The sequence below is a fragment of the Mycobacterium sp. IS-2888 genome (assembly GCF_001954215.1).
Classification (GTDB): domain Bacteria; phylum Actinomycetota; class Actinomycetes; order Mycobacteriales; family Mycobacteriaceae; genus Mycobacterium.
Genome location: NZ_MBET01000094.1, coordinates 102,092 through 122,214, shown reverse-complemented (window position 1 = coordinate 122,214; position 20,123 = coordinate 102,092). Strand labels below are relative to the sequence as shown.

Genomic DNA, 20,123 nt, shown 5'->3' with positions numbered 1-20,123 from the left:
TGGCACGTCCCTACGACAACCGCCCTAGCTCGAGTGGCGGTACCACGCGGCGATATACAGCACCAGAGCCGTGGCCAGCGCAATCAGCACCCAGATCACAACGGCTTGGTCGATCCACGAACCAGCGGGCGGGGTGCCGGGCAGGATGTTGCGCAACGGCACGACGGCAAACAGCATCGCCGCGTACCAAGTGGAAAAGGGCGGCAAGAATTGTCGCCTGCCGGTAAGCATCTGAATGGCCACGAACAGTGCCAGCGTCGGCAGCGTGATGAGCACCAGGCAGATACCCAGGTCGAAGACCAGCGGACCCTTGGCCCGCTTCACCGTCACGACGACGTTGTCCGGGCGATCCGAGTCGTGGCTGTCCCGCCCGACTCGACTGACCGAGAGATCCCAGCCCTCCAGCGATCCGGTCACTTCGACCCGGGCGGGTATGTACTGACGGTTCTCGCCACTTCCGACGAGCACGTCCCCTTGGATGGTATCGGTCCGGTATGAGTCGAAAGGCCAGTCACCGGGGTCGCCGTGCACCTCGATGGTGGTGGTCACCCGCGCCGGCGACTTGCCGGCCGGGAATTGCAGGTCTCCCAGGTCGTTGTGCGGAAGGAAACGCACGGACGTGTCGGTGTTCAACACATTGAGGCGATGGTCGACCATCGAATCGTCCGGCATCACCTCTACTTTGACTTCGACGCGCTTTGCGATGGTGTCCAACTTCTCCAAGCGCACCAACACCACGGTGTTGTCGGTGGTGCTCAGGTCCGGATCGGGCAACGGACCGGGGGCGCTGGCCAACCAGTGATAGCCGAGCAGGGATAGGACGTAGACGACCACGACTCCCACGATGATGGAGACATCGAGCACGAGGTGTCGTCGTCGCGGTTTATGAGCCGTCTTCTCGGGCCGCGACGGTCCCTGTTGCTGGGTCGCAGTGGGTCGCGGGGCCGGCGGAGCTTCACTGCCATTGGCGGGGCCCGTAGCGGGCGCCACGGTTTCCGGCGCGAGGAACTTGGCCGCCGCCTCGGCAGCGGGATCATCCGCGGCAGCAGCTAAGTCTCTGAGCACCGACACGAAGTAAAACGCTATCAACGGAGCTGTTTGCTAGCAGCGCGTAAAACTATGCTCTTACAAGCATTTAACAGCACCGACACCGGCGCACGCGAAAATCAGTCCCCTTGCCGGACCCACGCGAAGATGTACAAGCTCATCGCCGTCACCAAGGCGATCAGCACCCACTGCACGATCGCTTGGTCGATCCACGAGCCCGGCGGCGGGGCCCCGGGGAGGATGTTGCGCAGCGGGACGATGGCGAACAGGTTCGCGGCGTACCAGGTCGCGAACGGCGGCAGGAATTTTCTCCTGCCCAGGGCCATCGGAATGGCCACCAACAGCGCCAGGGTAGGCAGGCTGATCAGCACCAAGCAGATGCCCAGGTCAAAGATCAACGGCCCCTTGGCCCTTCGCAGGGTGATGACGACATTTCCGTTGTCGCTGGCGCGAGACGTCGGCAGCGCGGCAGGGTCGTGGACGCGGTGGACGCTGATGTCCCAACCGTCCAGCTCCCCCGTCACCTCGACGCGGGCGGGCACTTTCTTGGGGCTGTCGCCCGCTCCGACGAACGCATCGGCCGAGATCGGCTCGGTCTGGTAGGAGTCGAACGGCCAGTTGCCGGGATCGCCGCGGGCCTCGACGGTGGTGCTCAGTTGTGCGGGCGCCTTTCCCCTCGGGTAATGCAGGTCCCCAAGGTCGCTGGTCGGATACAGGCGCACCGCGACATCAGTGCCGAGCACGTCGTAGCGGTTGTCATACGCCGAAACTCCCGGATACACAAGCACATTCACCGAGAGGCGGTGTGCGACCGGCTTCAGCTCCTCGACGCGCAGCTGCACGATGGTCGCGTCTCCCCCGCCCTGGCTCAGATCCAGCGGAGGCAGCGGCCCCTCCGACCTTTCCAGCCAGTGGACGCCCAGCAGCGACAGGGCGTAGGCGGCGACGACGGTCACCAGGACACCGACCCCGATCGCGATGCGCGGTTTCGAGGCTTTCGGCTTCTGCGGTGGCTTCCCGTTTCCCGACGACGCCGTCGACGAGACGGCGGGCGGCGACGGCTGGTCCGTCGACGGGGCCGCGGGCGGTGCCGGCCGCGCTTGCGTGGTCATCGTTGCTGGAGCCGGTCTGGAGCTGGCCGGTGCGATCCAGTTTTTCGGGGCGCCACGTCGTCAGATGGTAGCGAACGGCCGCGCGGCCCGCGCGGCGAAATCGCATGTCGGCGTGCGTATGGCGGTTCCGTCACCCACCGGACATCCACCGTTCACCTGCCGGACGGACGACCCGAGTCGGGCGCGACCGGCGAGTGCCCCCGACGTTGCTAGCCGGACGCTGGATCGGCCACGCAGCGAAACCCGATGTGGGTGGTCGCGGTGTCCTGCGACTGAGGCGACCGCGCGGCGGGACGGTAGCGATGGCAATACTCCGGAGCGCACAGGTGCGAGCCACCCTTCAACGTCTGACTGACGGCCGGATCGGCGGGCCCCGTTGGTGTGCAGCAGGCCTTCGGCGGCCGGTCGAGCCGGTGGTGCGCGGAAAACTCGGTGGCGGTCCACTCCCAGACGTTGCCGATCATGTCGACGAGGCCAAAACCGTTGGGGGGGAAGGTCCCCACCGGCGACGTCCCCTTCCAGCCGAGCGCCCCATCGTTGCGGTACGGGAAGCTGCCCTGCCAAGTGTTGGCCATCAGCCGGCCGCCGGGCTTCTCCTCGTCGCCCCACGCGTAGGTCGTCGTGGCGCCGCCGCGCGCGGCGTACTCCCACTCGGCCTCGGTCGGCAGCCGCCGCCCCGCCCAGCGCGCGTACGCCGCGGCGTCGGGATAGGCCACCTGGACCACCGGGTGATCGGCTCGGTCGGCGGTGCTTTCCGGGCCGTCGGGACCGAACGGATGGCGCCAGGTCGCACCCGGCGCCCAGCCCCACCACTGCCGCCAGTCGCGCAGATCGACCGGGCCCCGCGTCGGGCGGAAAACCATCGCTCCCGGGCACAGGTCGGCCGGGTCCGCACCGGGGTACAGCGTCGGATCGATCGGTTGCTCGGCGACCGTCACATATCCTGTGGCGTCGACGAATTCGGCGAATTGCGCATTGGTCACCGGGTGCCGCTCCACCGCGAATGCGGCGACGGTCACGGTGTGGATCGGCGCCTCTTCGGGGTAGAAGCTCGTCGAGCCCATGCGGAACGATCCGCCCGGCAGGTCGACTAGCTCGGTGAGCACTCCCTCAGGGTAGGACGGCCGCGAAGCGGCTCAGTCCGATTGTCGGTACCAGGTGAACATGTACAGGGCCATCGCAGCGACGAGCGCCATCAGCACCCAGATCACCAGAACCTGGTCGATCCATGCGCCCGGCGGCGGAGACCCCGGCAGGAAATTGCGTATCGGGATCACGGCGAACAGCATGGCGGCGAACCACGTCACGAAGGGCGGCACGAATTTCCGTCTGCCCAGCGCGATTTGAATGGCCACGGCAAAAGCCAGCGTGGGTAGGGCGAACAGGACCAGGCAAATGCCCAGGTCGAAGATCAGCGGCCCCTTGGCGCGATGCAACGTGATGATGACGTTGTCCGGGCGATCCGCCTCCTGGCTGGCCTCGCCCACGCGCTGGACGCTGACGTCCCAACCGTCCAGTGCCCCGGTCACTTCCACCCGGGCGGGTATGTACTGGCGGGCATCGCCTTGCCCGACGAGCACCTCCGCCGACAGGGTGTCTGTGCTGTAAGAGTCGAACGGCCAGTTGTTCGGATCGCCATGCGCCTCGATCGTGGTGGCAACCTGCGCGGGCGACTTGCCCGCCGGGTATTGGAGGTCGCCGAGATCGTTAGGAGGGTCCATCCGCACCGCGGTGTCGGTCTTGAGGACGTCGAGGCGCTTGTCGAACATGGAATCCTCGGGGATCACCAGCACCTTCACCGTGAGGCGATTCGCGACGGTTTCCAGCTTTTCGAGGCGCACCAGCACGACGGTGTCGCCGGTGGCGTTCAAGTCCGGCGGCTTGATCGGTGCCGCCGATTTGGACAGCAAGTGGACGCCGAAGAGCGACAGGCCGTAGACGATGATGAATGCCACCAGGATGCCGATCACCAACAGCGTGCGCCGTCCCCCCCGTTTGGGTGGAGCCTCGGGCGTCGGCGTGGGAGGCGTCGAGGGCGGTGGCGCTGGTGGAGCTTGGTGGGTCATCGGTCAAGACCTCCGTGAGGTTGCGGCAGCCCGGTGGGCGAGCACACGAGGATTCGATGTTAGCGAACCGGTGCGGTCCGCGCGGACAATCGAAATTTCCGCGATCAATAGGCAATTTCCGGCAACCCGCCGACCCTCTCAGCGAACCCGTTCATCCGGTGTTGGTTTGCCTGTTAATCCGGTCGCGGTAAATGTCTGCCTGTGAAGCACAAGCGATCATCCGCCGCCGTGAGCGTGCTCGCCGCGGGCGCCATCGCCCTCACCGCCTGCAGCAACTCCCATGCGACCCTGGCGTATGCCGCCGGGGCCAAGGTGGACTGTGGCGGCAAGCAGGCCCTGGCCGCCAGCGGCTCGACCGCGCAGGCCCATGCGATGACCCGATTCGTCGCGGCCTACACCAAGGTCTGCTCCGGGCAGACGCTAAACTACACGGCCAACGGCTCGGGCGCGGGGATCAGCGAATTCCTCAGTGCCAAAACCGATTTCGGTGGATCGGACACGCCCCTCTCGGGCGACCAATACGCCGCCGCCAAGCAGCGATGCGGAGGCGCCGACGCCTGGAACCTGCCGGTGGTCTTCAGCCCCCTCGCCATCACCTACAACCTCAGCTCCGTCGACTCGTTGGTGCTCGACGCTCCCACGCTGGCAAAGATCTTCAACGGCACCATCACGCGCTGGGACGACCCGGCGCTGACGGCGCTCAACGCATCCATGCCGGCGGAGGACATCCGGGTCATCTATCGCAGCGACGCATCCGGCACCACCGACAACTTCCAGTCCTACCTCCAGGCCGCGTCGGGCGGTGCGTGGAGCAAGGGCGCGGGCAAGATGTTCAACGGCGGGGTCGGCACCGGTGCCGCGGGAAACGTCGGCACCTCGGCGGCCGTGAAAACCACCGAGGGCGCGATCAGCTACAACGAGTTGTCTTTCGCGCTGCAGCAAGGGCTTTACGCCGCCGAGATCAAAACCCCGGCGAGCCGTAGGTCGCTGCGCCCGGTCCGGATCGGCACCGACACGGTCGGCAAGACCATCACCGGAGCCAAAATCATCGGCAACGGCAACGACCTCGTCCTCGACCTTTCGTCGTTCTACAACCCCGCCCAGCCCGACGTCTACCCGATCGTGTTGGCCACCTACGAGATCGTCTGCTCCACCTACCCGAGCCCCGATGTGGCCCAGGCGGTCAAGGCATTTCTGCAGGCAGCCATCGGCCCCGGCCAGATCGACCTCAACAAAAGCGGTTACATCCCGCTGTCGTCCGACTTCCAGGCACGGGTATCCAGCGCCGTCGACGCCATCACCGGAGCACCGAACCCGCAGTAGGTCAGGGCTTTTGCCGTCGCTCCCGTTGGCGCCACCAACCGACCAGGAAGAGCGCCATCGCGACCACCAGCCCGATCAACACCCACAGCACGACGGCTTGGTCGATCCACGAACCGTACGGTGGGCTGCCGGGCAAGATGTTTCGCAGCGGGACAATCGCAAACAGCATCGCGCCGTACCAGGTTGTCATCGGCGGTAAGAAGGCGGTCCGGCCCAACGCCACGGGAATGGCCACCCACAACGCCAGCACGGGCAGGGCGATCAGGACCAGGCAGATGCCGACGTCGAAGATCAGCGGCCCCTTGGCCCTATGCAACGTGATGATCACGTTGTCCTGCACGTTGGGGTTGGCATCGTCGGGATCGTGGACGCGGGTGACGGTGGCGTCCCAGCCGTCGAGCTTCCCGGTGGCTTCGACACGGGCGGGCGCCTTTTCGCGGTTGGGCCCGGAGCCGGTGAACACGTCGGCCGCGATGACCTCCGTCTTGTAGGAGTCGAACGGCCAGTTTCCGGGGTCACCCTGCGCGCCGATGGTGGTGCTGACTTGCGCCGGCGCCTTGCCCACCGGGTACTGCAGGTCCCCCAGGTCGTTCTCCGGATACAGCCGAACCGCGGCATCGGTGGTGAGCACCCCGAAATTCTTGTCGTACAGCGAATCCTTCGGATAGACAAGAACATTCACCGTCAAGCGGTTGGCGACGGTATCCAGCTTCTCCAGGCGCACCTGCACGACGCTGTCCTCGGCCTCGACCTTGCTCAGGTCCACCGCGGGCAGCGGGGGCGCCGACTTGGCCAGCAGGTGCACGGCGATCAGCGAAAGGACATAGACGACGATGACGGCCACCAGGATCGCGAACGCGATCGCGAGCTGGCGGCCGCGCCCCCCGGCCGGCGCCGGCGGCGGCAGAGGTCCGGCGGTCATAGAGGCATCACGGGGCCAGATGCTAGCAGCGGCCCAACAACGAAAACGGACTTTCAGGGGATTACGACCGCGAACTGCTGCGTCACCGTGGATTTCGCCGCATCGAAGCCGGGCGCGCCCGCGGGGCCTTCAAGATGGATGACCACCAGGTACGCCCTGGTGTTCGTCCAGATGTGGGTGATGCGATCGGCGAAGGCAGTGCCCGACCCCATGCCGTTCAGCAGCTGGCTGCTGTAGCCGCAGAACTGGGCCGGTGCGACGGTGAGGCGGACGTCGGGTTTGGCCGTGCGCAGGTCGGCGGCGTAGCGCAGGAACGCTCCCCCGGGATCGAGGTCCGTCGGGGTGATGGTCACTTTCACCGACATCCCTTCGGGGCCGGTCGATGTCAGCGCCACGTCGCCGCTGCCGGAAGTCGAGTTCCAGCCGTCCGGCAGCGGCGTGACGATCATCGGTGCCACCGGATCCGCCACCGCCGCCCTGGCCATGCTTCCGCTGGTCGGCGGTGGCGGCATGCACGCGACGGCGTTCGGCGGGATGTGGTCGGGCAGGGTGACTTCGACGCCCGGTACGGGCTCGGCCGGGTCGGGATGTCTGGATGTCACCGGGGTGGCGGTGCCACCGGTGGTCCGCTCGCAGCCCACCGCGACGCCCGCGCACAGGCAAAGCAGGCCGATGCCCAGTTCAGTCGCGCGAAAACGCAAGCGCAACTTCGGCTTCCACGTCGATGTAGGGCCGGCCGGACAGGTCGACGTCGACCTGCTTGATGGTGCCACCGGTGAACTCGAACGGCGCCTTGTAGCGACTGGACACTCCCGAACCGCCGTTGCGCCCGACCGTGATGCCGGCACCGGCCAGCCCGAACGTTCCGGGATGGGTGCTCACATCGGCGAGCGTGCCGACTTCCTTGTCGTCGACGAACAGCGTGAGGTCACCGAGCGGGGTGTGGCTGTTCGCGACGGTTCCGGTCCGCAGATAGCCGACGCCGAACACGTGCCGGCCCAGCGGAACCGGGTCCGACGACGAAACCAGCTGCTGCCGCTCGCCGAGGAAGTTGTAGACGTAGTGCAGGCGCCCGTCCTGGATGAACAGCACATGCCCTCCGTGGGCGCCGCCCTGCTTGAAAAGAACGCCTTCGGCGCCGGTGGTATCGATGGTCACATCGGCCAGCACGGCAAACGACCGGCCACGAATCTCGGCGGCGGCGCCGATGCCGACGTCGGCGCAGTTCGGATAGTAGGTGTAGCTGGTCCGCTCGCCGACCAGGTAGGGGCGGAAACGTGTCAGCGTTTCCATGAGGTCCAGATCGGCCAGCGGAAGGCCGTTGTACTTGTCAGCCTCGGAAAACCACAGCGCCTTAAGCTCTTCCAGCTTCTCGGGTTGCTCGGCGGCCAGGTCGTGGCATTGGCTGCGATCGGCCTCGATGTGGAACAGCTCCCAGCGGTCGGCGTCGAAATGCGACCAGCCCGCCGGTGTCGCCGCGTGGATCGTGTTGGCGAACCAGCCCTGGTGCCAGATTCCGCGGGTGCCCAGCATGGCGTAGAACTGGGTCTGCTTCCCTGTGTCGGCGTCCGGATCGGCAAGGGCCGCTTTGAAGCTCACGCCGTCCAGCGGCTTCTGCGGGATGCCCTTGACCGACTCCGGCGGCGTCATGTCCAACAGGTCGTAGACCGTGGGCGTGATATCGCAGACGTTGACGTAGTTGTCGCGGACCTCGCCGTGTGCGGCAATACCGTCGGGCCAGGAGATGATCGCGGTGTCGGCGATGCCGCCTTCGTGCGAGGCGTAGCGTTTGAAGAGCTTGTAGGGCGTGTTGAAGGCCATCGCCCAACCGATCGGGTAATGGTTGTAGGTCTCCGGCCCGCCGAGGTGGTCGAACAGCTTCATGCTCTCTTCGACCGTGTCGATGTAGCCGTTGAAGAACTTACCTTCGTTGACCGATCCGTTCGGACCGCCCTCGCCGCTGGCGCCGTTGTCGGAGATCACCACGATGATGGTGTTGTCCAGCTGGCCGGACTCCTCGAGATAGTCCAGGATTCGGCCGATCTGGGCATCGGTGTAGCTGAGGAAGCCGGCGAACACCTCGGCCATCCGGTTGAACAGCTTTTTCTCTTCGTCGCCCAGCGAATCCCACGGCCGCACCGTGTCCTGCATCGGCCACGCCTGGCCCTGCGGTCCCGTCACGTCCAAATACGGGTTGACGGGCGACAATTCGGTGTCCGGGGGCACGATCCCCATCGACTTCTGCTTTTCCAGAACGATCTCGCGGTAGCGCTCATAACCCATGTCGAACCGGCCCGCGTATTTGTCGGCCCATTCCTTGAAGACGTGGTGCGGCGCGTGTCCGGCGCCGGGGCACACGTAGCTGAACCACGGTTTGTCGGGCGCGATCACCTTGGCGTCGCGGATGAATTCGATGGTCTTGTCGGCGATGTCCTTCGACAAGTGATAGCCGTCTTCCGGTGTGCCCGGCGGATTCACCGGGTGGTTGTCGTACACCAGGTCGGGATACCACTGGTCGGTCTCGCCCCCGAGGAACCCGTAGAACCGTTCGAAACCGCGCGAGGTCGGCCAGTGCCGCTTGGTCGACGCCATGCTGGACTCCTCGAGCGGAGTCAGATGCCACTTGCCGACGCAATAGGTGTTGTAGCCGCGTTCGGCGAGCGCTTCGGACAGCAGTGCGGTGTCGGGCGGAATGCGACCGTTGCAATTGGGGAAGCCGTCGGTGAATTCCTCGATGGTGGCCATGCCCACGGTGGTGGCGTTGCGACCGGTCAGCAACGACGCGCGGGTCGGTGAGCACAGCGCGGTGGTGTGGAACTGGGACAGGCGCACCCCGCGCTCGGCGATCCGCGTCATGGCGGGCATCTCGACCAGGCCGCCGAAGCAGTCCCAGGTCGCGATACCGGTGTCGTCCCAGACCAGATAGAGGATGTTCGGCGAGTTCGGCGGCGCGGTCGGCGCGGCGTACGGACCCCAGTCCGGCTCCGAATCGCGAATATCCAGCTCGATCTTGCCCTGAAACTCGGTCATGGCCGCCAGCCTCATCCTCGTAGTGACTTACCGAACGTCCGAGGACATTACACGCGCCAGTTATCAATCAGCTGAGATTTGTGAGAAGACGCAAAAGCCCCCATTCTCGGTCCAAAATGGGGACTTTTGCGACTGCTCGCCGAGGGTTCGTTCGGGACTACTTGGCCTTCTCGAGGATCTCGACGAGCCGCCAGCGTTTGGTCGCCGAGGTCGGACGCGTCTCCATCAGCGCGACCCGGTCTCCGATGCCGGCGGTGCTGTTCTCGTCGTGCGCCTTGACCTTCTTGGTGGTTCGGATGATCTTGCCGTACAGCGGGTGCCGCATGCGGTCTTCCAGCTCGACCACGATGGTCTTCTGCATCTTGTCGCTCACCACGTAACCGATGCGTGTCTTGCGCCGGCCACGGGTCTTCGGGGCGGCCGGCGTGTGCTTGGGGCCCTTGTCCTTCGCCGCGGTGTCCTGCGCGGCGGCGCGCTTAGGAGCGGCCTTCGCCGCCGCCTTCGCCGGGGCCTTCTTTGCGGCGGCCTTGGACGCGGTCTTGGATTCTGCCATCACGATTCCTTACCGTCGGGCCCGGAAGCCAGGCCCAGTTCTCGTTCCCGCAGCACGGTGTAGACGCGCGCAATTTCCTGGCGCACGGTCCGCAGCCGGCGGTTGTTGTTGAGCTGCCCAGTCGCCATCTGGAAGCGGAGGTTGAACAGCTCCTCCTTGGATTCGCGCAGGCGCTCGGTCAACTCGTCGTCGGTGAGCTCACGCAGTTCGCCAGGCGAAATTCCCACTGCCATCAGAACTGATCCTCTCGGGTAACGATGCGTGCCTTGATCGGCAGCTTGTGGATCGCGCGGGTGAGCGCCGCACGGGCGGTCTGCTCGTTCGGGTAACTGAGCTCGAACAGGATCCGGCCCGGCTTGACGTTGACAATCCACCACTCCGGCGAACCCTTACCCGAACCCATCCGGGTCTCCGCGGGCTTCTTGGTCAGCGGGCGGTCGGGAAAGACGTTGATCCACACCTTGCCGCCACGCTTGATGTGGCGGTTGATCGCGATACGCGCGGACTCGATCTGTCGGTTGGTGACGTAGGCGTGCTCGAGCGCCTGGATTCCGTAGTCGCCGAAGTTCACCTGCGTACCGCCGCTGGCGATGCCGCGCTGGCGGGGGTGGTGCTGCTTGCGGTGCTTGACTTTGCGGGGAATCAACATGATTCAGCTCTCCGTGCTCTGCGGTTCAACGGGCGCCGCGGCCTCGGGGGCGGGGGTCTCCTCGGCGCCCGCAGCGCGGCCGGCCTCGGTGCTGGTCGCCGTGGTGCCCGAGGCGCCACTGCGGCGCGGGCGGGTGCCCGACGGCCGCTCGCGGCGCGGACGGTCGGCGCCGGCCGGTGCTGCGGCGGCCAATTCGCGCTTGCCGCCGACGATGTCGCCCTTGTAGATCCACACCTTCACGCCGATCCGGCCGAAGGTGGTCTTGGCTTCGTAGAGGCCGTAGTCGATGTCGGCGCGCAGGGTGTGCAGCGGCACGCGGCCCTCGCGGTAGAACTCCGAGCGGCTCATCTCCGCGCCGCCGAGGCGGCCGGAGCACTGCACCCGGATGCCCTTGACGTTGGGCTGACGCATCGCCGACTGGATGGCCTTGCGCATCGCGCGGCGGAACGCCACCCGGTTGCTCAGCTGCTCGGCGACGCCCTGAGCCACCAATTGTGCTTGCGACTCAGGGTTTTTGACCTCGAGGATGTTGAGCTGCACCTGCTTGCCGGTCAGCTTCTCCAGGTCGGCGCGGATCCGGTCGGCCTCGGTGCCGCGGCGGCCGATGACGATGCCGGGACGCGCGGTGTGGATGTCCACCCGGACGCGGTCGCGGGTGCGCTCGATCTCCACGTCGGCGATCCCGGCGCGCTCCAGGCCGGTGGACAGCAGCCGACGGATCGCGACGTCTTCCTTGACGTACTCCGCGTACTGCTTGTCGGCGTACCAGCGCGACTTCCAGTCGGTGGTGATCCCGAGCCGGAAGCCGTGCGGATTGATCTTTTGGCCCACTAGTCGGAGCCTCCCTTCGCTTCAGAAGTCTCTCCGGCTTCCGCGGATTTGGCCTCTGGTTTGGCCGCCGCCTTCTTGGCGGGAGCCTTCTTGGCCGGGGATTTGGCCGCCGATTTCGCGGGAGCCTTCTTGGTGGGAGCCTTGTTGGCCGGCGCCTTCTTGGCGGCGGCCTTCTTCGCCGGGGCCTTCGCGGCGGCCTTGCTGGCCTCGGCGCGGCGCGCCCTGGTCGACTTCGCGGACCGCTGGTCCTTGGCCGGACGGCTCTCCACCACAACGGTGATGTGGCTGGTGCGCCTGCGGATTCGGAACGCGCGGCCCTGGGCGCGCGGACGGATGCGCTTGGAAGTCGGGCCCTCGTCGGCGTAGACGGTGGCGACCACCAGGGTCGCCGGGTCCAGCCCGTTGTTGTTCTGCGCGTTGGCCGCGGCGCTGGCGATCACCTTGGCGACCGGTTCGCTCGCGGCCTGCGGCGCCCAGCGCAGGATGTCCAGCGCGTCGGCCACCGAGCGGCCGCGAACCAGGTCGATGACCCGGCGCGCCTTTCTCGGCGACACCCGGACGAATCGCGCCTTGGCGACCGCCGAGGGAAATTCCGTAGTGGTGCTCATCGACGCTTGGCCTTTCGGTCGTCCTTGATGTGCCCCTTGAAGGTTCGCGTCGGCGCGAACTCACCGAGCTTGTGGCCGACCATCGCCTCGGTGACGAACACCGGGACGTGCTTGCGCCCGTCGTGCACGGCGAAGGTGTGGCCGATGAAGTCCGGAATGATCGTCGAACGCCTCGACCAGGTCTTGATGACCTGCTTGGTGTTCTTCTCGTTCTGCGCGTCCACCTTCTTGAGCAGGTGGTCGTCGACGAACGGACCCTTCTTCAGGCTGCGTGGCATGGTTCGCTACTCCTACCGCGAGTGCTTCTTGCCGGTGCGCCGGCGCCGGACGATGAGCTTGTTGCTTTGCTTATTCGGGTGGCGGGTGCGGCCCTCGGGCTGACCCCACGGGCTGACCGGGTGACGGCCACCGGAGGTCTTGCCCTCACCACCGCCGTGCGGGTGGTCAACCGGGTTCATGACCACACCCCGGACGGAAGGACGCTTGCCCTTCCACCGCATGCGACCGGCCTTGCCCCAGTTGATGTTTGCCTGCTCGGCGTTGCCCACCTCGCCGACCGTTGCGCGGCAGCGCACGTCGACCCGGCGGATCTCGCCGCTGGGCATGCGCAGCGACGCGTAGCTGCCCTCCTTGCCGAGCAGCTGGATGCTCGACCCGGCCGACCGCGCGAGCTTCGCGCCACCGCCCGGCCGCAGCTCCACGGCGTGCACCAAGGTGCCGGCCGGGATGTTGCGCAACGGCAGGTTGTTGCCCGGCTTGATGTCGGCGTTGGCGCCGGATTCCACCACGTCACCCTGCGAGAGTCCTTGCGGGGCAATGATGTAGCGCTTCTCGCCGTCGAGGAAGTGCAGCAGCGCAATGTTCGCGGTGCGGTTCGGGTCGTACTCGATGTGCGCGACCTTGGCGTTGACTCCGTCTTTGTCGTTGCGGCGGAAGTCGATCACCCGGTAGGCGCGCTTGTGACCGCCACCGCGGTGGCGGGTGGTGATGCGGCCGTGGGCGTTGCGCCCACCATGGCCGTGCAGCGGGCGCACCAACGACTTCTCCGGCTCCGACCGCGTGATCTCGGCGAAATCGGACACGCTGGCGCCGCGACGGCCCGGGGTCGTCGGCTTGTATTTGCGAATTGCCATGTCTAATCGTGTCTTTCTCTCGCGCGCGGCTAGGCCGGTGCTCCGAACAGGTCGATCGGCTTGCTGCCCGGCGCCAGCGTGACGATGGCGCGCTTGGTGTTCTTGCGCTTTCCGTAACCGGTCCTGGTGCGCTTCCGCTTGCCCTGCCTGTTCGCCGTGTTCACCGATGCGACCTTGACCGAGAAGATCTTCTCGACGGCGATCTTGATCTGCGTCTTATTCGAATCCGGGTGCACCACAAAGGTGTACACGTTGTCATCGAGCAGGCTGTAGGACTTCTCGGAGATGACCGGAGCCAGGATGATGTCGCGGGGGTCAGTGATGGTCGCCATCTACGCCGTTACCTCCTCGGCAGAACTCGTGCCGGCGGCGATGTAGGCGCGCAGCGCCTCAACGCTGAACACCACGTCGTCGGAGCGAAGCACGTCATAGGTATTGAGCTGATCGGGCGCCAGGATGTGCACACCGGGCAGGTTGCGCACGCTTTTCGCACCGGCCTCGTCGCTGCGGCCGATGACGACCAGCACCTGCTTGCGGTCGGTGAGGGTGCCCAGAAATGCCTTGGCGTTCTTGGTGGATGGGGTCTGACCCGACACCAGCTCGGTGACCGCGTGGATGCGCCCGTTGCGTGCCCGGTCGGACAACGCCCCGCGCAGTGCAGCGGCGATCATCTTCTTGGGCGTGCGCTGGCTGTAGTCGCGCGGCTTGGGGCCGTGCACGACACCACCACCGGTGAACTGCGGGGCCCGCGTCGAACCCTGCCGGGCCCGTCCGGTTCCCTTCTGCCGGTAGGGCTTGCGGCCGCCGCCGCGGACGTCGCCGCGCGTCTTGGTCGAGTGCGTGCCTTGCCGGGCCGCCGCCCGCTGGGCGGTGACGACCTGGTGCATCAGCGCGATATTGGCTGGCGCATCGAACAATTCGGCGGGCAGCTCGACGGAGCCCTCGACCTTGCCGTCGGGCGTCTTGACGTCGATCTTCAGGGTGTTGGCTGCCATCACTTCTCACCTCGTTTGATCGCGCTGCGAACCATCACGAGTCCACCGGTGCGGCCGGGGATCGCGCCCTTGATCAACAGCACGCCGTTCTCGGTATCGACCTTGTGCACCAACAGGTTCTGCACGGTCACCCGGTCATTGCCCATCCGGCCGGCCATGCGGGTGCCCTTGAAGACGCGCGCCGGGGTGGCGCAGCCGCCGATGGAACCCGGCCGCCGGTGCACCGCCTGGGCGCCGTGGCTGGCGCCCTGACCGCGGAAGCCGTGCCGCTTCATGGTTCCGGCGAAGCCCTTGCCCTTGGACGTGCCCGTCACGTCGACATAGGCACCGTCGGCGAAGATCTCGGCCGTCAACTCCTGGCCGACTTCGTATTCGGCCGCCGCGTCCGGGTTGTCCAGGCGCAGCTCGGCCAGGAAGCGGCGCGGGTTGACGCCCGCCGCGCTGTATTGGCCCGTCACCGGCTTGTTGACCTTGCGCGGACTGATCTCCCCGTACGCCAGCTGCACGGCGCTGTAGCCGTCGCGCTCCGGCGTGCGGATGCGGGTCACCACGTTCGGGCCCGCCTTGACCACGGTCACCGGGACGACCCGGTTGTTCTCGTCGAACACCTGCGTCATGCCCAGCTTGGTACCCAGAATGCCTTTTCTTGCCATGAGTTCTGGATCTCCTACTGGATGTTGACGTCGACACTGGCCGGAAGATCGATGCGCATGAGCGCGTCAACGGTCTTCGGCGTGGGATCGAGGATGTCGATCAACCGCTTGTGCGTCCGCATTTCGAAGTGCTCTCGCGAGTCCTTGTACTTATGCGGAGAGCGGATGACGCAATACACGTTCTTCTCAGTCGGCAGCGGCACCGGCCCTACGACGCTGGCACCCGTACGGACGACGGTCTCGACGATCTTTCGCGCCGATGCGTCGATAGCCTCATGGTCGTAGGCCTTGAGCCTGATGCGGATCTTCTGTCCCGCCACGCTTCTCCTACCCTCACTCCACTTAAGGTCCGGGTCCGGACCTGGTGCCCCCGGCGCGCCGAATCGACCCGGCCGGTCAGGGCCGATCGAGCGTCGCGCCGGATACTGCGCCGCTGTTTACCTGTCGTGGTCCACCGGCCCCCGCGGTCGGGTGTGTCACCCTGACGCAGCCTCGTTCGCGGCCAAATAGTCGCGTTCCAAGGATGGGACCGGACGCGCCCGGTTGGGCGCTGGTCGTATGCCCGGCCAGGCGTGAACCCGGCGCAAGGCAACCCGAACAGTATGCCTGACGACCGCGGCTCTGGCCAAATCTCGGGCAAACCTCGCCGGCATGGCCCCGTCCGGCGGTGAATCCGGTGGTCAGACCCCCGTTTGCCGTGGCCGAATCGGGGTCAGGCGCCCTCCGATTCGGCACTCGCCGCGGCGGATCTGTGCTGCGCCCGCTGAACGTGCAGGAAGCCGTCGACGGCGGCGCGCGCACACTCCCGGTAGTCGAAGTCCGGCAGGGTGGACAAGCGCCCCAGCACCAGCGGGCCGATCAGCAGCGCGATGGCGCGCGATCGGTCGACTTCCCCGAGCTCCGCGGCGGCCTCCGGGCTGTCGAATACGGCGTCGAACGGCGCCGCGTACTGCGCGGCGATGCGTTCCCGCAACGTGGTGATCGAGGAGCTGTCGGCGCCGCGGGCGTGCCGGGGCCCCGGCATCTCTTCGAGGTCGCGCCCGAGGGCCAACCAGGACATGGCGGTCATGACGGCCGGCGCCTGGGCCACCGCTTCGGCTTGGGCCAGCACGATCGCGATCAGCCGATCCCGCAGGGAGCCCTCGTCCGGGGGCGCCGGTGACGGCGGTATGAGGCTGTTGAACGCCGCCGCCAGCAAATCGTTTCCGCTGGGAAAGTGGCGATACAGAGTGGCTCTCGCTACGTTGGCGCTTCGGGTGACCGCATCGACGGTCACCGCGCTGGGACCCCCCGAGCGCAGCAGCGCCGCCGCGGCCTCGAGCAAGCGAGCCCGGGACCGCGCGGGACGGGGATCGGTAGTCGCCTCGGTAATTGTGAGCCACCTCCCTGTTTGAAACCGTTTGAAAACAAGACTATCGGTCTACGTACAAGACCATTAGTCTCAAAACCTCTACGCCCCCGAGGGGAGGCGCTTTTCTATGGTCGCAACACTTATCCGGCCTGACCAGCGTACTGATGTGGCGAGCATCGGCGGTAGTCCCCGAGCGCGCACTTGGACGCTGACCGTCGCCTGCATGGGTGTCGCGCTGGTCGTCGGGTCGATGACCGCGCTGAACACCGCGCTGGGGGACCTCGCGGTGGCCACCTCGGCGACGCAGACGCAACTGACCTGGATCGTGGACGGATACACGCTGGCGCTGGCCTGCCTGCTGCTTCCGGCCGGGGCGATCGGAGACCGTTATGGCCGGCGGGGTGCGCTGCTCGCCGGCTTGGTGGTGTTCGCACTCGGCTCGGCGGCGCCGGCGATATTGCACAATCCGCTGCAGATCATCGCGGGCCGGGCAGTGGCCGGTATCGGCGCCGCCTTTGTGATGCCCGCGACGCTGTCGCTGCTGACCGTGGCCTACCCGAAGGAAGACCGGATGAAGGCCGTCGGTATCTGGGCCGGCACGGCCGGTTCCGGCGGAGTCCTCGGCATGCTCGGTTCCGGTCTGCTGCTTCGGTTTTGGGATTGGCACGCCATCTTCTGGTCGCTGGGCGCCGCCGGACTGCTGATCTTCGCCCTCGGATGCACGGTGTCCTCGTCTCGCGAAACCCACGCTCCCCGAGTCGATTGGCTCGGTGCGGTCCTCATCGGTGCGGCGGTGGCGATCGCCGTGTTTGCCATTCTGGACGCGCCCGAGCGCGGGTGGAGTGATCCGCTGGTGTGGGGCGGAATAGCCGTGGGCGTCGTCGCCGCGGTGGTTTTCGGGGTGGTCGAACTGCGCAGGCGGCACCCGCTGCTGGACGTTCGGTTGTTCGCCGATCCCAATTTCGCCACCGGTGTCGCGGCGATCGTCATTCTGTTCGGCGCAACCTTCGGGTTCTTCTTCATCGGCATGCAGTACGTCCAGCAGATCATGGGCTACTCGGCGCTGACGACGTCATTGGCCTTCGGTCCGTTCATGGTCCCGTTGGCCATTTTCTCCGCGTTGTCCTTCTGGTATGTGCCGAAATTGGGCCTGCGCCTTGTGTTATTCATCGGCACGCTGTTGATGGCGGTTGGCTTCGCGTGCATGTCCTTTCTGACCCTGCATTCGACGTACGTCGAATTTGCCTGGCCAACACTGATATTGGCCACCGGCATCGGCATGTGCACCGCGCCGACGACCTCGGCGATCATGGGGGCGGTTCCCGACGAGAAGCAGGGCGTCGCCTCCGCGGTGAACGACACGTCGCGCGAGATGGGCGGGGCGCTGGGAATCGCGGTGGCCGGCTCGATCCTGGCCGGACGGTATTCCCACGAGCTCGCGCCGAAACTGGCGACCTTTCCCGCGCCGGTCCGCGGCCCCGCTACCGACTCGCTGGCCAAAGCGGTCGAAGTGGCCGGCAGGCTCGGACCGCAGGGGACGGCGTTGGCCGAGATCAGCAAGGCCGCATTCCTGGCGGCCATGCACGCTTCCACGATCGCGATGGCCGCGATAGTCGCGTTCGCCGCGCTCCTGATCGGGCTGTGGGCCCCCGGACGCGACGGTCGGCAGCTGCGGCCGGTGCGCCGGCTCCGCTCCCAAATGTTGTGCGGGAGAACAACAACGAGCCCCTAGGCTTCGGCTAACCCGGCACCAATTAAGTTCGTTCGGATACTTGAAACGATGTGTTTGTTCTGGTATCAGAAATATATATCGACAGGTACAGATCATCTCGCAGGTGGGGTGGATGTGATGTTGATGGACGTGCCCACGGTGCGCGGCGACGCGCCCGCGGTGGTTGAACCGGTATGCCCGGCGGTGTTCGAGGCGGCGGCGATTGTGGAGGCCGAGTGGATCCGCCTGAGGCGCTCGAGCGCGCCGGTTCACCATGCCACCTGTGGGCTTCGCGCACGCCTGCGCAGTCGGCGCCGAGTTCGCACCGTGGTCACCACCATGCCGACGTCACACCCCTTGACCGCTCAGCACGGCCGGCTGCGACCGCGGCGCCCAGTCGGCGCCGTCTGGGCGCGGGAACGCTCACCTCCGATTTGGTCGTGATGCGTACCCTGCCAGCGGTATTCACCATGCGAGGGGGTGATCGGACAGAGAATCACGACACAACGAAAGGGAGCGGCCGTCGCGCCGTCCGCGAATATTGCGACGCATAGTCGCGCTGACGCACTCCTGCGCGCGCATCGCCACTTGTCGTGGCCATCTACGTGGACCGCACGAACGTTCGCTCTCTCGAGGGCGGGTCGTGCCCGGCCCGACTTTCAGCGGGCCGGGACCCGCCCTCATTCAACGAACTCGGCCGCCCGGTGCCCGAGCATCACGATCGTGGCGTGCGGACCGCGGCTGGGGACCGTGGGCAGGACGGACCCGTCGATCACCCATAGGTTGTCCACGCCGCGCACCCGGCAGCGGTGATCTACGACCGCCCGCGGGTCGCCCTCGGCGCCCATCGGTGCGCTGGCACACAGGTGCTGGGACGTCGACCACACTGGCGACCCGACATGGGTTGCCGCACCGGCTAATTCGCGTGCCAATTCGCTGCCCCGGCGCAGCGCCGCGACGTCGTCGGGGTCGCTGTCGTAGCGGTGCTCGATCCGCGGCGCGACGCGGGCGTCGGGCGAGGTGAGCGTGATCCGTCCGCGGCAGCGGGGCTCCATCAGCGCCACCCCGATGTGCGGCCAATCCGGATGGCCCGCGGTGCCGTCGCCGGTCATGGCGACGAACCCACCCGTGTATGGCCTGATCTCAAGCCCCTCCGCGGTACTGAGGATGACCTCCACGACGGGCCGGCCCGGGGCCACCGTCCAATTGGTCGGCAGCACCCACTCGGGGTGGTCGCTGCAGAACATTCCGACCGGTAGGGGCGCCACCAGCGGCACGCCGGCGGCGCGCAGCATCGACTCGTCGCCGATGCCGGAGAGCATCAGCAGGTGGGCAGACTGAATCGCGCCGGCACACAATACGATTCGATCGGCGCTCAGACTGATCGGCCCGTCCGGGCCGATCGCGTCCACCCCCACCACGCCCGCACCGGAGAAACGCAATCGCGCGGCCCGCGTCGCCGCCAGCAAGGTCAGGTTCGACCGCCCAAGGGCGGGCAACAGATATCCGACACCCGATCCGATGCGCACGCCGTCGACGATGTTGAGCGGGACCGCGCCCACGCCCGAGACCAGTTCCGGCCCACAATCGTTGAGGTCGGCGATCCAGGAAAAGCCCGCACGTTCGGCGGCAGCGATGAAAAGTTCAGTGGTGCCGGTCATTTCGCGTGTTCGACGCACCAGGATGGGACCGCTGTCGCCGTGGGCCGGACCGTCGAAATCCAGGTCCGTCTCGATGGCGCGAAAATGGCTGAGCACATCCGACCACGCCCAGCCGGGTATCGCGGCGCGATCGAAGTCGCGCGGCAACGCGCGGCAGAAGTAACCGCCGTTGATCGCCCCCGAGCCACCGACCGTGGATCCGCGCACGATCGGCAGCTGGAGAGCGTGCCGGTCGGTGAGCCGGGTCAGGTAGCGCAGCGCCAGCGGGCTGCCGACCCCGATCGGCAGTTGCAACCCGTTGGTGGCCTGAGCCAGTAATTGCGGATCGGCGAGCGCGGGCCCGGCTTCCAGGACGGTCACCATGCGGCTGGGGTCCGCGGAAAGACGTTCGGCGACAACCGATCCAGCACTTCCCGCGCCGACGATCAGCACATCGCTGTGCGGGACGGCTCTACTCAAGGCGAAGCCAAGGCGACGG

At 66.7% G+C, this 20,123-nt stretch carries 22 protein-coding genes; 2 read left to right on the top strand and 20 right to left on the bottom strand.

Annotated elements, in window-relative coordinates; all coding sequences use genetic code 11:
• Positions 1 to 24: 24 nt before the first annotated feature.
• From A5745_RS17485 to A5745_RS17470, 4 genes are all read right to left on the bottom strand, one after another.
• Positions 25 to 990: a DUF4436 domain-containing protein gene (locus A5745_RS17485; protein WP_083662974.1), complete on the bottom strand. Its 966-nt coding sequence runs from the start codon at positions 988 to 990 to the stop codon at positions 25 to 27.
• A gap of 176 nt (positions 991 to 1,166) precedes the next feature.
• Entirely contained in the window at positions 1,167 to 2,159 is a 993-nt protein-coding gene (locus A5745_RS17480) for a DUF4436 domain-containing protein (protein ID WP_076117639.1), read from the bottom strand.
• A 209-nt stretch (positions 2,160 to 2,368) separates the two neighbouring features.
• Entirely contained in the window at positions 2,369 to 3,265 is an 897-nt protein-coding gene (locus tag A5745_RS17475) for a formylglycine-generating enzyme family protein (protein WP_076117637.1), read from the bottom strand.
• A gap of 30 nt (positions 3,266 to 3,295) precedes the next feature.
• Positions 3,296 to 4,225, bottom strand: a complete 930-nt coding sequence (locus A5745_RS17470; protein WP_076117635.1) for a DUF4436 domain-containing protein — start codon at positions 4,223 to 4,225, stop codon at positions 3,296 to 3,298.
• Between the two features lie 201 nt (positions 4,226 to 4,426).
• Here A5745_RS17470 and pstS point away from each other — a divergent pair, with 201 nt between their 5' ends.
• A complete protein-coding gene (pstS, locus tag A5745_RS17465; RefSeq protein WP_076117633.1) occupies positions 4,427 to 5,548 on the top strand; it encodes a phosphate ABC transporter substrate-binding protein PstS in 1,122 nt (373 codons plus the stop codon).
• A 1-nt stretch (position 5,549) separates the two neighbouring features.
• On the opposite strand, the gene A5745_RS17460 is transcribed toward pstS, so the two are convergent.
• From A5745_RS17460 to A5745_RS17385, 15 genes are all read right to left on the bottom strand, one after another.
• The gene (locus A5745_RS17460; protein WP_076061517.1) at positions 5,550 to 6,470 is read right to left on the bottom strand and encodes a DUF4436 domain-containing protein; all 921 of its coding nucleotides are present in this window, start codon (positions 6,468 to 6,470) and stop codon (positions 5,550 to 5,552) included.
• A gap of 53 nt (positions 6,471 to 6,523) precedes the next feature.
• On the bottom strand, positions 6,524 to 7,171 hold the full coding sequence (locus A5745_RS25105; protein WP_254848608.1) for a hypothetical protein: 648 nt from the start codon (positions 7,169 to 7,171) through the stop codon (positions 6,524 to 6,526).
• Complete coding sequence (locus tag A5745_RS17450; RefSeq protein WP_254848607.1) at positions 7,152 to 9,500, bottom strand: arylsulfatase; 2,349 nt, start codon at positions 9,498 to 9,500, stop codon at positions 7,152 to 7,154. Before A5745_RS17450 ends, A5745_RS25105 begins: the two co-directional genes overlap by 20 nt.
• 157 nt (positions 9,501 to 9,657) lie before the next feature.
• Positions 9,658 to 10,056, bottom strand: coding sequence for a 30S ribosomal protein S17 (gene rpsQ / locus A5745_RS17445; RefSeq protein WP_139329667.1), 399 nt, complete (start codon positions 10,054 to 10,056; stop codon positions 9,658 to 9,660).
• Positions 10,053 to 10,286, bottom strand: coding sequence for a 50S ribosomal protein L29 (gene rpmC / locus A5745_RS17440; RefSeq protein ID WP_076061511.1), 234 nt, complete (start codon positions 10,284 to 10,286; stop codon positions 10,053 to 10,055). The genes rpsQ and rpmC overlap by 4 nt, the downstream gene beginning before the upstream one ends.
• Complete coding sequence (gene rplP, locus A5745_RS17435; RefSeq protein ID WP_076061509.1) at positions 10,286 to 10,702, bottom strand: 50S ribosomal protein L16; 417 nt, start codon at positions 10,700 to 10,702, stop codon at positions 10,286 to 10,288. The genes rpmC and rplP overlap by 1 nt, the downstream gene beginning before the upstream one ends.
• Before the next feature lie 3 nt (positions 10,703 to 10,705).
• Positions 10,706 to 11,533, bottom strand: a complete 828-nt coding sequence (gene rpsC, locus A5745_RS17430) for a 30S ribosomal protein S3 (RefSeq protein ID WP_076061507.1) — start codon at positions 11,531 to 11,533, stop codon at positions 10,706 to 10,708.
• A complete protein-coding gene (rplV, locus tag A5745_RS17425) occupies positions 11,533 to 12,141 on the bottom strand; it encodes a 50S ribosomal protein L22 (RefSeq protein WP_076117627.1) in 609 nt (202 codons plus the stop codon). The genes rpsC and rplV overlap by 1 nt, the downstream gene beginning before the upstream one ends.
• The gene (gene rpsS / locus A5745_RS17420; RefSeq protein ID WP_007167837.1) at positions 12,138 to 12,419 is read right to left on the bottom strand and encodes a 30S ribosomal protein S19; all 282 of its coding nucleotides are present in this window, start codon (positions 12,417 to 12,419) and stop codon (positions 12,138 to 12,140) included. The genes rplV and rpsS overlap by 4 nt, the downstream gene beginning before the upstream one ends.
• A gap of 12 nt (positions 12,420 to 12,431) precedes the next feature.
• Complete coding sequence (gene rplB / locus A5745_RS17415; protein WP_076061503.1) at positions 12,432 to 13,274, bottom strand: 50S ribosomal protein L2; 843 nt, start codon at positions 13,272 to 13,274, stop codon at positions 12,432 to 12,434.
• 29 nt (positions 13,275 to 13,303) lie between these two features.
• Positions 13,304 to 13,606 (bottom strand): 50S ribosomal protein L23, encoded by a 303-nt coding sequence (gene rplW / locus A5745_RS17410; protein WP_076061501.1) that lies wholly within the window; start codon positions 13,604 to 13,606, stop codon positions 13,304 to 13,306.
• Positions 13,607 to 14,269, bottom strand: a complete 663-nt coding sequence (rplD, locus tag A5745_RS17405) for a 50S ribosomal protein L4 (protein WP_076061499.1) — start codon at positions 14,267 to 14,269, stop codon at positions 13,607 to 13,609. It lies immediately after the preceding gene.
• Positions 14,269 to 14,922 (bottom strand): 50S ribosomal protein L3, encoded by a 654-nt coding sequence (rplC, locus tag A5745_RS17400; protein ID WP_076061497.1) that lies wholly within the window; start codon positions 14,920 to 14,922, stop codon positions 14,269 to 14,271. Before rplC ends, rplD begins: the two co-directional genes overlap by 1 nt.
• A gap of 14 nt (positions 14,923 to 14,936) precedes the next feature.
• Positions 14,937 to 15,242, bottom strand: coding sequence for a 30S ribosomal protein S10 (gene rpsJ / locus A5745_RS17395; RefSeq protein ID WP_003873519.1), 306 nt, complete (start codon positions 15,240 to 15,242; stop codon positions 14,937 to 14,939).
• Positions 15,243 to 15,634: 392 nt separating this feature from the next.
• Positions 15,635 to 16,246, bottom strand: coding sequence for a TetR/AcrR family transcriptional regulator (locus tag A5745_RS17385; RefSeq protein ID WP_256385487.1), 612 nt, complete (start codon positions 16,244 to 16,246; stop codon positions 15,635 to 15,637).
• Positions 16,247 to 16,400: 154 nt separating this feature from the next.
• Here A5745_RS17385 and A5745_RS17380 point away from each other — a divergent pair, with 154 nt between their 5' ends.
• Positions 16,401 to 18,005 (top strand): MFS transporter, encoded by a 1,605-nt coding sequence (locus A5745_RS17380; protein ID WP_076117625.1) that lies wholly within the window; start codon positions 16,401 to 16,403, stop codon positions 18,003 to 18,005.
• 659 nt (positions 18,006 to 18,664) lie between these two features.
• Here A5745_RS17380 and mftG read toward each other — a convergent pair.
• On the bottom strand, positions 18,665 to 20,104 hold the full coding sequence (gene mftG, locus A5745_RS17370) for a mycofactocin system GMC family oxidoreductase MftG (protein ID WP_076117621.1): 1,440 nt from the start codon (positions 20,102 to 20,104) through the stop codon (positions 18,665 to 18,667).
• Between the last annotated feature and the right edge of the window lie 19 nt (positions 20,105 to 20,123).